The following is a 13915-nucleotide window of genomic DNA, read 5'->3' on the forward strand; positions in this document are numbered from 1 at the left end:
CCCTGCAATTCTCACAACCTCATTTGGCGTTCGGAACCACGCCACATAAGGCGCTCACGATTGTTCATGGTCGACTACCAAGCAAGCGCTCATTGCGCTGGCACGGCGACGCTGCGACGTCCTGTTCGCCATGCCGCGCGACGGCACCATTTACCAACCCAAGTCAGCCCCTTCTATGAGCGAGCCGCTGTCAAGATCGCATTTGCCAGCATATTCACGTGTCTGCGTGCGTCTGGTCTGAAGTCGCCGTTGCGCTCGTGAGACGAACCAGCATCTCACCACCTTCTATCCGCTGGTGTGTCGCCAGCCTTATCCTGTATGCGCGTTACGCCGGAATCTTTTCCGGGAGCATGCCCCATCTAAAACATCGGTTACGTCATTAACCCAGGGGCTGAACGGGCATGTTCCCTTCAAACCGTCATACGTCCGTTTCGCGGGGGCGTGATTGCCTTCTTGCGATATCTCGTTGGTCACACTGGCTTCAGTTGCGCGCCTTCAGGGATTGACCCGTCCTTCAGGTAGCGCCACAGCGCAATCGCAAGACGTCGCGCCACCGCGACGATCGCAATGCGCCGAGCGCGCCGGTTCGGTCCCGTGCCCTGGGTGCGTTGGTTGAACCACTGCGTCAGCGCGCTGCCGGGCTGGTAACGCAGCCAGGTCCACGCCATCTCGACCAATAACGCGCGCACCCGCCGGTTGCCCTGTTTGCTGATGCCTTGATCGACCTGGCTTTCACCACTGTCGTAGGGCTGCGGCACCAGCCCGACGCACGCGCCGACTTCACGGCGGTTGTTGAAGTCCCGCCAGAACAGCTCGAGGGCGAGGCGTGACGCGCCTATTTCGCCAATCCCCTGCAGACGCGCCAGCGCATCGCAACGCTGGCGCGCGAGTGCTGGTACGTTCGTCTGTCGTGTCTTCTCCAGCGCCGCAAGTTGCTGTTCGACAAGTGCCAGCCGTTCGCACTCGCGCAGCAGCCGCTTCCGCAATTCCGGCGGCAGCGGCGCGCCGTCGTGGCAGCGCACCTCGTCGCGCTCGAGCCGGCCGGCGAAGGCCCGATGATCGACCGCATCCCAGCAGCCGAGCGTGGCCAGCAGCTTGCGCATCCGGTCGCGGTGCTGCAAGACTTCCTTCTGCAATTGCCCGCGCTCGCGCATCAATTGGCGCGATGCCTCATCCTGCGGCGACGGCACGCGCACCACGTGCATGCGGTCGCGCTCGCCGCGCAGCCACGCACGCAGGTTGAAGACGAGCTTGATGACATCGAGCCGGTCGGTCTCGGCGCGTCGCTGATGGCGTTCGACCGGAATGCTGGCCGGATCGACAACGTAGCAGTCGATGTGTCGGGAATGCAGCGCGCGACAGATCCAGAACGCGTCTTGCCCAGCCTCATAGCTCATGGCGATCCGTACGTCTGCCGGCAACGACCACTTCTCTTTGTGCGCGTCGATCAGGTCCAGCACTGCCTGCAGACGCGTCGCGGCCTGCGGCTGTGCGACCGTGTGCACGGACGGCTTCTCGCGCCGACCGTCGTGAAGCGCGACTTTCCATTTGGCCGCTGCCAGTTCCAGCGACACTGCCAGCACCAGTTCGTCACCACTACCCGTGTACACCTGATCGGTACGCATGATGTTCTCCTCTGAGCAAACCCCAGCACGCCAATTTTAGGCGTCAGCTTGTCGAGGCCTTCGCTTCATAGGATCTAACGCTTGACGAAGGACATAGCCCCCCCCTTACAAACTAACTGCTCCAGACAATTTTCGATGGCCAACATTCCTTAGCAGGAAGTATGACAGCGCTGGAATGAGTACAAGTGCGCTTACCATGTTCCAGAGGAACATAAATGTAAGCAAGATGCCCATGTCCGCCTGAAACTTAATTGGAGACCAAGCCCAAGTCACCACGCCTGCAGCAAGCGTCACACCCACTAGACCCACAACCTTTCCAGTAAATCCGACGGCGACTTTGTATGCTTGTTTCAAGGTAGCGCCACGCCGTTGATACGCAAGCTGGACACTGAGGAGATAGAGAGCGTAATCGACACCGATACCCACCCCAAGCGCCACGACCGGCAGAGTTGCGACTTTTACACCAACTCCAAGGCCAGCCATAACGGCTTCCGCGAGAAGAGAAGTCAAAGCCAACGGGAGTACCGCCACAACTATCGCACGCCAACTCCGGAATGTAATCGCACAAAGCAAGATCACCGCACCATATACATAAAGCAACATTGTACGGTTGGCCTGCTTAACAACAATGTTCGTCGCAGCCGCCACCCCCGCACTCCCTGCCGCGAGCATAAACTTGCGGTCCGCCGTATCGTGCTTTGCGGCGAAAGCACCGGCAGCGTTAGTAACTCGATTCAGCGTCTCCGCTCTATGATCCGACAAGTAAGCAATTACAGGAATCAACGAGCAATCCTCGTTTAGATACTCGGAATTCCATCCCAACGCACTGTTGATCTGTGGATCAATAAGTCCCTGACTCTCGCTAATCGTCATCCATTTCGGGTTTCCTTCGAACGATCCCATCGTATAAGAACGCACCGTGTCGGCGAGCGACACCGTCCGTTGAACGCCAGGCACCTGAGCGAGAGTCCACGCCAATCGATCGGTCTCGATAAGATTCTCGTAAGAGCTACATTTGTTCGACGACGTCTTCACCATAACTGCAAACTCGTCGCTCGATACGCCATAGTGGCCGGTGAGGAATGCATTATCCAAATTATAGCGAGAATTCGGTCGCAGCTCCGGAGCGCCAGGGTCAAGGTCGCCCACCTTCAGACCTAGGCTACCGGCATAGCCAACGACTGCGAGAACTATTGCTACGACAACTGCCCCAATCGCCCACGGCTTTTCGGTAAATCGATCGAGAAAGTTCCAAATATGTCCAGCTCCCTTACCGCCTGCCTCCTTCATGTCCTGCCGAAGCGAACGCTTCGCCGCCGACTTGCTGACACCTACATATGAAAGCAACACAGGCAGCAAAATGAGGTTCGTGAAGATCAGAATTCCAACGCCGAGACTAGCCGTAATTGCAAGCTCTCGAATAATTGGAATATCTATAATAGTTAGGACAGCAAATCCTACTGCGTCAGCAATCAAGGCGGTCATACCGGCGAGGAATAGGCGACGATAGGTATAGCGAGCTGCCACCCACCGATGAGTTCCGCGCCCCACATCCAGCATAATGCCATTCATCTTCTGTGCACCATGGGATACGCCAATGGCAAACACCAGAAACGGCACCAGGATAGAAAACGGATCGATACTGATTTCCAGAATAGCAACTATGCCAAGTTGCCATACGACGGCGATAAGTGAGCACACGACCACAAGAATCGTGCTGCGTGCACAACGCGTGAACAGATAAATAATGATACTTGCGATAGCAGCAGCAGCAAGAAAAAAGTACATGACCTTCGCTAGACCGCCGATCAGATCGCCCACCAATTTGGCAAATCCGACGATATGAATTCGAACAACAGATTTTCCGTCAGCCCCAGTCTTGCTGTATTTTGCTCGAATATTCTCCAGTGCGGAAGATAACGCTTGATAGTCGACCGGTTTTCCTTGAGAATCTGCCGCCAAAAGTGGAACAACAATCATGCTCGATTTATAGTCGTTGGCCACCAGGCTACCCACCAATCCGGCCCGTGCGATGTTGATACGCAACTGGTCGATCGACGCCGCTGATCCATTGAACTTGTCGGGCAGAACAGGGCCGCCAGCAAAACCCTCTTCGGTTACCTCTGTCCAGCGTACGACCGGGCTGAAAATCGACTTCATCCAGGTGCGATTCACCCCAGGCAGTAAAAAAACCTCATCGTTAATTTTGCCCAAAGCGTCAAGATATGCGGGGTCAAAGATGTCGCCCCGCGGGTTCTCCACTGCGATCCGCACGGTGTCGCCCAACCCCCGCAACTCGCGTCGGTTTTCCAAGAAATTCTTGATATAGGATTGACCACGCGGCAGCATCGAATCGTAACTGGCGCTAACGACCAGTTTCGGCAATTGCATCGCGAACAATACCGTGAGAAATATACAGCCAGTTATCACCCACAGTCGATTGTTGAAAATCAACCTTTCCAGAATATTTCCGGATTTCTGGTCGAATTCCTTAGGATCGGAAATCACATCCATAATTTCCGATTGTTCCATCGCCATCATGGTAAAACCTCCTTGCCGGATTCATTCAATTCTGTGCCGCGGGCTTGCGACCAAGAGGCTGCGGCAAGCGTTCCACCCGTATTCCCTCAGAACCCACCAGCGCAACCTTGCCGTCGGGATCCTCGCTTACTCCAAAGTAGGACATTGGTCGCGACAGCACGACGGAGTGAAAGCTCTTCCCTCCATCACGGCTTATCAGAGCAATCCCCGCCTGATTGACTAGAAGCACGCCACCATTTCCAAGCGAAATTCCGCCGGTGATACCTGCCTCACTCGGTAGTCCAATTTTCTCCCAAGTCTTGCCATTGTCTGCACTGCGAAACAAACTTCCCCTCATGCCGTACACGAAGCTGTTGTCGCCTGATCTTAGCGAGCCAAATAGCGTTCCCTTGTATGTGGTTGGCTTCGGCTCAAAAATCTGATGCGCCTGATTGAGCACCCAGACCATCCCTTGCTCGCCCGTCAGCACGATGTGTCCGCTTTCTCCGCGCACCGAGTAGAAATGGAACTCGCGCGGGTTATTCGTCCGCTCCATCCAAGGCGTCCAAGTCTCTCCACCATCTTCGGTGCGAAATATGCGATTGAAAGCGCCAACTACATAACCGGTAGTGCTGCTCTCGAAATACACGTCGAGCATCGCCTGCGTACTTCCGTCCGTTGACAGCGCCTTGGCCTGTTCGTAAGCGCGCTCAACTTCCGCAGAAGGCCTTGAGGAGGCAATTGCTTGGTAATAGCTGACCGCGAGCGCCGAGAGCCGCCTGCCATCCATCTGCCTAACCCATGTCGCTCCACCATCACTAGTATGAATAATGACGCCACCGTGCCCCACGGCCCATCCCTGCTTCGGCGTTGGAAATGAAACAGCAACCAGATCCTCACTGACCGGCACGCTTGCTTGCCTCCAGGTCCTTCCATCGTCGTCGGACAGCACAACGTTTCCACGGAGCCCAACCGCAACGATGCGTTGCCCTGCGCGCGCCACACCCAGGAGCGGCGAATGTGCAGATAGTGTGCTTGGCAATGCCGGAGTCTCGACTGGCGACTGAAACGCGTGTGCCGGCGGCGTCGCTAGAATGAGTGACAGCAGCACTCCGAAATAAATACGCCTCACAACATGACCAGATCCGTATCGAGAAAATTCACGCACGCCTTTTAAGATTGACACGGCACGCCTCCTCCTTGGTTCTATATGCACTTTCGAGAGGGTCTTATTGGAAGTAACGATGTCGAATACCGTATCGATGCGCGTACTTTCGTTGACCCAAAATGCGGATGTTGCGTTTAACTCAGGTCTCCGCACCGTCTCGCGTCTCCAGACTGTATGCTGGCATATGATACTCATGTAGTCAATGTCCGTTTCGCGTCCTAAACGCCCCAATAGCGAGCGAGCGATAGTCAACCAAAGGGACCGTACCGGCGCTTTGGCGCCAGATCCTTCTCGAGAATTTTTTGCAGGCAGCCGTATTTGTTCATAACAACCACAGCGCTTCGATGGCCCCGCAGAGAGAGGAATGGCATGCATTCATACCATTCTCGCGTCTCGCCCGGTGCCTTCTCGTAAGAGAAGGCACGGGACAAGGCGCTCGCCAGGTGCGAACGTGCAATATTGGAGGGTGTTGTTCAGTGCGATGCGGCGATGACTCTAGCGAGATTGTCGAGGTACGTCCGACAGCACTGACGAACCTCACCAGTCAGCGAACTCGCTCCTATCGAGAAGTGTCTCAGCTTTACGGTCGCCGACCTTCGCCCCGCGACGACGCAGATGCAAGGAAGCGCCAGATTCAGCATACCCGGCCCTAAGCTTTTGGACGGCCTCGATTGTGCGGGCGGCGGGAAGCTGCAGGGCCAACCTATAACCCAAGATTGACTTGCCCCCCCTTTCCCTTAGAGGACATTTGCGCTGACACCGGGGGAGTGCGCCGCGACGCGAAAGCCGAGCGCTAACGGCTGGCTTGACACTTTCGCGCCACCTCAATCGCTTTCGGTCGAGGCGCAATTATGTTCCGAGTGTGTAATTTTCCAGCAGCAAATTTTCCGGTAAGACGACTAGTGAGCTACCGTCGAATGCACGATCGACAAAATCTCTGACAATCAGGAAGATTCCCGCTCAAGCAAGCCCTCCGGGATTTTGCCTGATCGGTACCACCACCGTGTGGCCCTATCACTGCAACGCTCGCCAATCGGCAAGAACCTGCCCGAGATCCGCAGTGAATCGTGCAGCGTCGGCGCCATTGATCACCCGATGGTCGTAGCTCAACGACACCGGCAATACCAAACGCCACTGCACGGTGCCCCCCTCCCCCCTGAAAGGCTTCCATTGCGCGCGGGTCACCCCGAGAATTGCCAATTCCGGCGCGTTGATGATTGGCGTAAACGATGTGCCGCCGATATGGCCGAGCGACGAAATTGTCATGCATCCGCCAACCATATCGTTCATGGGTAACCCACGACCACGCGCCTTTTGGGCTAGCGCCTCGATCTCCTGCGCAAGTTCCACAAGATTTTTCTTGTTGCAGTCGCGAACCACTGCGACGACCAAGCCATTTGGCGTGTCTACAGCCACCCCAACGTGAAAATACTTTTTGTAGATAAGATTCTCGCTACTCGCGTCCAGCGAAGCGTTGAACCGCGGGTAGCGAGCGAGTAATCCAGCCAGCGCCTTCATCAGAAAAGGCAGCAGCGTGAGCTTTTGACCTGCCTGTTCGGACAATTGCCGACGCGCGGCATCGACGTCGGTAATGTCAATTTCGTCCTGATGCGTAACGTGGGGGATAGTGCTCCAGTTACGCGAGAGATAGCCAGCGGCAAGCTTCTGGATGCGTGACAGTGGAACGGTTTCGCCGATCTCGCCAAATTCCCGAAAGTCCACCGTTGGCCACGCTGGCAACGATGGTTTGGCCGGGGGCGTGCTGCTGCGATCATCCATACAGGAGGCCTCGTCAGACAATTTCGCCGAGCACATCGCCGACCTTATATACCTGCCCGGTCTCCGCGATGATCTTTAGGGTACCCGTGCCCGGCGACTCGACTTCTTGCGCCGATTTATCGCTTTCTAGCACATACAGCGGTTGACCTGAGGATACGCTTGCACCGTCAGGTACGAGCCATTCTGCCAACGTACCCTCTTCCATAGAAAAACCGATCTTGGGAAAGAGAATTTCAGTAGCCAAAAGAGAACCCCTGTAAAAGTGATTTCAAATAGGTTTAGGCCAACGTTTGACGAATTGCTGCCTCGATCTGACTTTGACTTGGCACGAAGGCCGTCTCCAACGGCTTAGAGAACGGTACTGCACAAAAAGCCGAACCAAGGCGCTGGACCGGGGCGCGGAGTTGACCGTGCAGCGACTCATGAATACGCGCGGAAACTTCCGCGCCCACCCCAAAGTTCCTGGTACCTTCATGTACGATGACCGCACGCCCCGTCTTCGATACCGAAGCGAAGATGGACTTTTCGTCCAGCGGCGAAATCGTGCGCAAGTCCAGCACCTCAACGCTAATACCTTCCGTGGCAAGCTTTTCGGCCACTGCCAGGGCGTCAAATACCTGACGGCTGTATGTGATTACCGAAACGTCACTACCTTCTCGCACGACTTTGGCCTGACCCAGCGGAATCCGAACGCCGCGCTCCGGTACCGCGCCCGGTGCGTAATACAGCGGCAGGTTTTCGATAAACAAACATGGGTCCGGATCGTCGATACACGAAAGCATGAGGCCGTAGGCATCGGCAGGAGTGGAAGGAATCACGACCTTCAGGCCGGCTGTGTGACAAAACCAAGCCTCCAGGAAGTCGGCATGTTGCCCACCTGTGCTGAACCCCGCGCCGGTCATCGTGCGAATCACCATCGGTACGTGCGTCTGACCACCCGACATGAAACGCAGCTTGGCAGCATGGTTCACGATCATATCCATCGCCACAGCCGTGAAATTCATGAGCATGATTTCGGCCACCGGTTTCATACCGGCAATCGCCGCCCCAATGGCTGCACCGATGATGGCTTGCTCAGAAATTGGCGTGGAGCGTACACGCGCGTTGCCATACTTGGTCGACAGCCCTTTGGTGACGCCGAGCACACCGCCCTCCTGGTCGTCGGCGACGTCTTCGCCGAAGACCAGAACGCTTGCGTCGGATGCCAGCGCGTCGTCCAGCGCCATGTTCACAGCTTGAATCAGATTGATCTTGGTGCTCATGCGGTCAACTCCTCGGCATACACATCACGGCGCAGCTCGGCCACTTCCGGATATGGGCTATCCAGTGCAAATTGAAGCGCCTCATCAATCTCCTTCTCGATTGAGGCCTCCATCGCGACCAGATCAGCCTCGCTAGCGTGGCCATGGCTGATCAACTCGGCACGCAATTTGGGTACAGGATCGTTCGCCATGCGTGCTGCCTTTTCGGCCTTGTCCATGTAGTTGTCCGCATCTCCGAAGATGTGACCAAAGAAGCGGAAGGTCATCGCCTCGATCAGTGTCGGACCTTGTGCCGCTCGAGCGCGTGCGATGGCCTCGCCCGCGGCCTGCCACATAGCTAAAGGGTCGTTACCGTCGACTTGGACGCCAGGCATGCCGTAGCCAGCCGCACGATCCGCGATGCTGCTCACGGACGTGCCCAGCTCATACTTCGTGTGCTCAGCGTATCCATTGTTCTGGCAAATGAAGACCACTGGCAGTTTCCACAACGACGCCATATTCAGTGCTTCGTGGAAGGCACCGATATTGCTGGCACCATCGCCGAAATAAGCGATCGAGACGGCCTGACTACCGCGCACCTGTGCCGCCAATGCCAAGCCGTTAGCAATCGGCATGCTACTGCCAACAATGCCGGTCGTGACCATAACGCCATGCGACGGATCAGTGACATGCATCGGCCCGCCCTTGCCTTTGGACGTACCAGTTATCTTGCCGGCCAACTCGGCCCACAGCCGCTTGGGCGGCACGCCTTTCGCCAACATGTCATGGATGCCTCGATAGATCGTGCAGATCGTGTCTTCATCCGTCAAGTGAACGGAAGTAGCAGCCGGAATGATCTCTTGACCACGCGGCGAGTAGTACGGCATCACGAGTTGGCCTGATTTGATCACCGACCGAAAGCGCTCGTCATTTTGTTTGATCAGCGTCGCGCGGCGATATATCTCCAGCAGCGTCTCACCGCTTGGGTATGTCATAGAATCGGCCATACGGTCTCCTTTGCTCGAGCCTTTTGAGGGTCGTCGTCGTCGATGCTTAACACATCGGCGTTCGAACATTGAGCAACAGCACGGGCGGCAGCAAATGTCCTGGGCCGACGCACCGAGCAACGCTCTATCTTGATTCATATCGTATGCTAGCGGCCAAATATGCGTGTTGTCCACACTTTGCAGGTGATTTTTTTCGAGGGTTTTCCCGAATACGCAATCGAACTATTCGTGCCATCGTGTTGAGATGCCGAGCGCTGCATATGGCGAGTGGATTGATCTCACCTCGTACGTTACCTTACGTTTTAATCTTGCCGCGCTAGGTGCTATGAGCTTTCGTCTCAGCCACCACGTCCATGTGGTTGAACTTGTTGCGGTACCGCTAAAAAAGGAGCAACGCGGAGTTGTAGAGCAGTGTCCGCCCCCCTCACTGACACTTGGGCTCTCGACTATTCGGAGCTTATCGAAGACATAGGAGAAAACCCACTGCAAAGTGGGGACAAGATTCGGCTCAGGCAAAGCTCCGATCAACGTAACGAAGCCGTGGCTCGCTGGCAGCAACACTACAATTGGCATCGCGCGCCGCAAGCTCCGCGCCATAGTGACCATTGTCCAAACTACCTTCATCGAGAAGCAGCCCCTTGACGCATCACGGTTTGCTTCCGTCTGCATCAACCACCATAGATGCGAGTCGCACACGTCGCTTAGTGAACACCGCTGTCGAAATGCGACGTGACGCGTGACCGGCATGCGGCAACCGCCGAGTTACCCTTCCAGCAAACGTGAGCCTCTCGTTTCAATCATCTCGGAATCGATGCCAGTTGCCGTCAGACAGACCTCTAGTGGACCATACTCATCGCCGATCGCGGAAAGGACCGCGTCGAGATATGAGGTTCGGGCGGCAGCTAACTCCGACACCAACCCCGGACTGGGTTCGGCCCTTGACATGCGGGCCAGCAAGTCCGGAATACGCGCATCGAGTGTCGAGAATTCAGTGAAGTTTTCGGTGAATATGTGGTCTGTGAAGGCGTCCTCGCGAAATACGTCCAGTATCAGAAGGATCAAAGCTGCCAATGCTTCCGTTCGGCCCTTTCCAGCCGTGCAGTTAATGACCACGGTTAGACCATCACAGCTCGCTAAACGTAAAAACATCCACAAGAGTGAAGTTACAAAACTCTCGGAGATTCGGCGTTCCATCCAACCGAATTCTGTCATCAAGAATTGATATCTCTCCCGCTGCCTCAGCAGCAATAGTGCGCTCGGTGCAAAACGATAGCGTAATGGATAGTTTTCCTGAATTCTTTAAGCATGCAGGCGGGACGCCCATTTAAAGAAAACGCCCCACCTAGGGAGGTTCCTATAGCTCTTAGAACAATTGACGGATACCGGCCACCGCCGCGATTTGTGATCGCGTCGAGGACGGTGCACCAGTGAAAGGAATCCAAGCATTTAGGCGATTCGATGCGAACTGGTAGAATGCGTCCGCATAAAAGTTGGTGCGCTTCGAAAGAAAGTAATGCACACCCGCGCTCGTCTGCCAATAATTGCCCGAACTCGAACCCTGTGTTGCGTGTGTGTATGCCTGTGCGACCACACCCAGCAGGAACGGGGTGAACGAATAGCGAACGCTACCCTCGATGTTTTGAAATCCCAGACTGCCAGTCCCGCCGCCGTTGCCGGTGGCACCGGAAAAAAGCGAGCCAGTCATAGGTCGTTTAAACACCGTACGGGTGTACATCAGGCCAAGCGTAGCCGGCCCAAGGACATAAGTACCACCTCCGCCCCATTGCTGGACCGACGCCGCTGTCGCAAGCGCTGCCGCAGCGGAGGAGTTATAAAAATTATCCGCAGGTATAGCACCATTTGAATCCCCCTTAAAAGCAGCAGCATCAAGACGTACGTAACCTGCCGCGAACTGCACATTACCACCCGTGAAACTGGCACCAAGGCTATAGGACCGGTTCCGGGAAAAATTTGTAGAATTCGAAAATGCGTACATTGCCTCAGCCTGAAATCCGGAATATACACGGGTCGCGTACTTTATGCTGTTGTCAGTCCGAAACGTATTATTGAGATTGTCATTATCCAAAGGATGCGCCCCGAATCCAGCAATGTTCGTGCTCGCGGCAATCTGAAGCGGCGCCAGAAAATCCTGCATCGGATTGTACTGGCGCCCCATTGAGAGCATACCGAATCGCTTGGATGACAATCCAACCCAGGCTTGACGACCAAATTCTCGACCACCCTGACTGAGGGCGCCATTCATAATATTGAAGCCGTTTTCCAATTGCGAAATGACGCTCAATCCACCGCCAAGGTCTTCGACCATCTTAAAACCCCAGCGCGGCCCTTGTTGATTTCCGCTGGCAGCCTGCAACAAAGACCGATGACCCTGATTGTTGACGTACAAAATACCTGCGTCGACAATTCCATATAATGAAACACTACTTTGCGCATGAACACTTGCGCCAAACACACAGAACGACGTGATCGCAAGAATCGATTTCTTCATTTGACGATCTCCAGAACTTATATTATAAATTCCCTACCCCAACATAAACAGCCAACCGCATATCACCCAAACACATGATATTATTTCTCATTTGTAGTGATATTTATTAAGCCCATTAATTTTCTCACGCACAGCACCACCGATTAATAACACTTATATCGACACAAAATGAAAGGTCGCTCCGGCAACCAGATTTACTCAGAATCAGACCAGGCAAGCCCCGCCACCATCTTATCTGTCGCGCCACTGCTTATTCGAAAGTCAAATTCAACACACCGCGACTTACTGAACGGAAGACTGATCGATGTGGAAAAACAAGGTCTACCAATGGTTTCTATGGGTTGCTTACATTCGGTGAAATATGTCTATGCCTTGTATTTCGCGCGAGCACACCAAGACGATTTGCATATTCCCGAGCGACGAGCTATGGGCACGAATCGAATCCATATTGTCGAGGTGATCTGGGGCGAATGCCGGCCGACAATCGCTCGTTTATTGAAGCGGTTCTTTGGGTTGGCCGAAACGGTTGCCCATGGCTCGATCTACCGCTGAAATTCAGACGATAGCAAACGGTGTACATGCGCTTTTCCGGATGGCGTCACAATGCAGTGTGGGAGAGCGTGACCCGCGCCGCGGCCGGACAGACCAAGATCGAGCATGTGTTGATCGACACGACCATCGTGCGCGTGCACCAGTATTCATGCGGTGCTCGACGGAAAACGATCCACAAGCGCTCGATCGCTCGCGAGGCGGACTGACGACCGATCTGCTTCCGGCCGTCGATGCCGCGCGGTTGGCACGAAGGTTGTCATCCCGCCTCGCTCGAATCGAACAACCAAGTGTCGAAATAGCCGAGTGCTGCGCCGGCCTCGAAACATCGTCGAGCGCTTCTTCAAGCGAATCAAAAATTTTCGTCTTGTGCCACTCTTTACGAAAAGCTCTCGGGCAACTACCTTGCTTTTGCATCGCTTGCTTGAGCATTCGGGACGCTGGTGAGAATGTGAAAAGATCCTACGGTGTGTGACAGTCAGCGTGCCAAGCAGCCGCGTTTTGAGCATGTCGGCAATGGTGTCGAGGTCCTCTTGAAAGTAGACAGACAGATCGGAATCTTCGTGGAGATGCCGACGCCGGTCGTCGCTGCGCGAGTGCGACAAACGCTTACTGCACTTCTGGCCCACAAAGTCGATTAGTTCGTGGCGCAACCAGCGGTGCGACTGAATATAGATAGCGTTGCAAGCCGTTTCGTGAGACATGTGCTCGCTCGTCATGAAATCTATCGGATTGCAAGATTTCGCACTTCGATTTGTGTCCGTTCGAGATTGGCGCCTCTTGAACCCGATCTCTGAGCAAAACTATGCCCCCAATCGCACAATCAACCCAACATTGCCCCCCCGGCGAGATCCAGGTCCCGCGCTTGAAACACCCTCGCTCGAATAACCAGGCGGCTTTCCCGAAGGTCCAAGCACATGCATCCGCGACTTCATGTCCGTCTCCATGAGGAGCATCGCTTAAGGCATCACCGAATTGTCGTATGCAACACTACCATATCCATCGAAACCAGATGATAGCAATAACCCTAACCGCCTCGCCAAAGACCCCGCCATACTTCTCCTACAGCGATATACGTGCCCAACGCGATATTTGCATTTCCGTACGGACTAGAACATCAACCTCTCATATGCATACTTGCACCACGAAACAGTTTCTGTTGAGGGCGCCTAATTCCGGAAGTGTATATTTCGATGAATTGAGCGGATGAGTAGCCTCAGTTGAGTAGCGAGCGACGCCGCGCGTACGCGAAGTACAGGATGAGTCCGATCACGAGCCAATCCAGAATTGCGATCCAGGTGGTGGCTTGAAGAAAAATGGCCCGCGCGACGCAGAACGCGATCGCAAGCATCGGCACGAGCGGCACAGTCGGACAGCGGAATGCACGAGGCAGATCCAGGCGCGTCTTCCGTAGAATGATGACGGCGATTGAAAACAGGTGGAACGCCGCCAACGTTCCGATGCTGATGAGTTCGATCAGAACGTTAGTCGGTCAAACATCTGCGGCCAACCCAAAC

The 13915-nt window shown here is 55.0% G+C and carries 10 protein-coding genes and 1 pseudogene; 1 reads left to right on the forward strand and 10 read right to left on the reverse strand.

Annotated elements, in window-relative coordinates; genetic code table 11:
* Nucleotides 1-470 precede the first annotated feature (470 nt).
* From DIE23_RS32695 to DIE23_RS32735, 9 genes are all read right to left on the reverse strand, one after another.
* A complete protein-coding gene (locus DIE23_RS32695) occupies nucleotides 471-1625 on the reverse strand; it encodes an IS110 family transposase (RefSeq protein ID WP_124616168.1) in 1155 nt (384 codons plus the stop codon).
* Between the two features lie 105 nt (nucleotides 1626-1730).
* A complete protein-coding gene (locus DIE23_RS32700) occupies nucleotides 1731-4166 on the reverse strand; it encodes an RND family transporter (protein WP_221623368.1) in 2436 nt (811 codons plus the stop codon).
* A 25-nt stretch (nucleotides 4167-4191) separates the two neighbouring features.
* Nucleotides 4192-5331, reverse strand: a complete 1140-nt coding sequence (locus DIE23_RS32705) for a YCF48-related protein (RefSeq protein WP_260436274.1) — start codon at nucleotides 5329-5331, stop codon at nucleotides 4192-4194.
* A 996-nt stretch (nucleotides 5332-6327) separates the two neighbouring features.
* Nucleotides 6328-7092, reverse strand: a complete 765-nt coding sequence (locus DIE23_RS32710) for a 2-oxo acid dehydrogenase subunit E2 (protein ID WP_124616171.1) — start codon at nucleotides 7090-7092, stop codon at nucleotides 6328-6330.
* A gap of 13 nt (nucleotides 7093-7105) precedes the next feature.
* The gene (locus DIE23_RS32715; RefSeq protein ID WP_124616173.1) at nucleotides 7106-7336 is read right to left on the reverse strand and encodes a biotin/lipoyl-containing protein; all 231 of its coding nucleotides are present in this window, start codon (nucleotides 7334-7336) and stop codon (nucleotides 7106-7108) included.
* A 34-nt stretch (nucleotides 7337-7370) separates the two neighbouring features.
* Nucleotides 7371-8354 (reverse strand): alpha-ketoacid dehydrogenase subunit beta, encoded by a 984-nt coding sequence (locus DIE23_RS32720; RefSeq protein WP_124616175.1) that lies wholly within the window; start codon nucleotides 8352-8354, stop codon nucleotides 7371-7373.
* The gene (locus tag DIE23_RS32725; protein ID WP_124616177.1) at nucleotides 8351-9340 is read right to left on the reverse strand and encodes a thiamine pyrophosphate-dependent dehydrogenase E1 component subunit alpha; all 990 of its coding nucleotides are present in this window, start codon (nucleotides 9338-9340) and stop codon (nucleotides 8351-8353) included. The genes DIE23_RS32720 and DIE23_RS32725 overlap by 4 nt, the downstream gene beginning before the upstream one ends.
* Before the next feature lie 762 nt (nucleotides 9341-10102).
* Entirely contained in the window at nucleotides 10103-10534 is a 432-nt protein-coding gene (locus DIE23_RS32730) for a tyrosine-protein phosphatase (protein WP_185646583.1), read from the reverse strand.
* A 169-nt stretch (nucleotides 10535-10703) separates the two neighbouring features.
* The gene (locus DIE23_RS32735) at nucleotides 10704-11849 is read right to left on the reverse strand and encodes a porin (protein WP_124616182.1); all 1146 of its coding nucleotides are present in this window, start codon (nucleotides 11847-11849) and stop codon (nucleotides 10704-10706) included.
* 367 nt (nucleotides 11850-12216) lie between these two features.
* Between DIE23_RS32735 and DIE23_RS32740 the strand changes: the two are divergent.
* Nucleotides 12217-12826 (forward strand): annotated as a pseudogene (locus tag DIE23_RS32740) (transposase).
* A gap of 788 nt (nucleotides 12827-13614) precedes the next feature.
* Here DIE23_RS32740 and DIE23_RS40900 read toward each other — a convergent pair.
* Nucleotides 13615-13851, reverse strand: coding sequence for an amino acid permease C-terminal domain-containing protein (locus tag DIE23_RS40900; protein WP_409364263.1), 237 nt, complete (start codon nucleotides 13849-13851; stop codon nucleotides 13615-13617).
* Between the last annotated feature and the right edge of the window lie 64 nt (nucleotides 13852-13915).

Source organism: Burkholderia sp. Bp9143 (genome assembly GCF_003853645.1).
In the GTDB taxonomy this organism is placed as follows: Bacteria; Pseudomonadota; Gammaproteobacteria; order Burkholderiales; family Burkholderiaceae; genus Burkholderia.

Coding starts and splice junctions, on each gene's coding strand:
- DIE23_RS32735 (WP_124616182.1), bottom strand. CDS start 11,849: ATGAAGAAATCGATTCTTGCGATCACGTCGTTCTGTGTGTTTGGCGCA.
- DIE23_RS32695 (WP_124616168.1), bottom strand. CDS start 1,625: ATGCGTACCGATCAGGTGTACACGGGTAGTGGTGACGAACTGGTGCTG.
- DIE23_RS32730 (WP_185646583.1), bottom strand. CDS start 10,534: ATGGAACGCCGAATCTCCGAGAGTTTTGTAACTTCACTCTTGTGGATG.
- DIE23_RS32725 (WP_124616177.1), bottom strand. CDS start 9,340: ATGGCCGATTCTATGACATACCCAAGCGGTGAGACGCTGCTGGAGATA.
- DIE23_RS32710 (WP_124616171.1), bottom strand. CDS start 7,092: ATGGATGATCGCAGCAGCACGCCCCCGGCCAAACCATCGTTGCCAGCG.
- DIE23_RS32720 (WP_124616175.1), bottom strand. CDS start 8,354: ATGAGCACCAAGATCAATCTGATTCAAGCTGTGAACATGGCGCTGGAC.
- DIE23_RS32700 (WP_221623368.1), bottom strand. CDS start 4,166: ATGATGGCGATGGAACAATCGGAAATTATGGATGTGATTTCCGATCCT.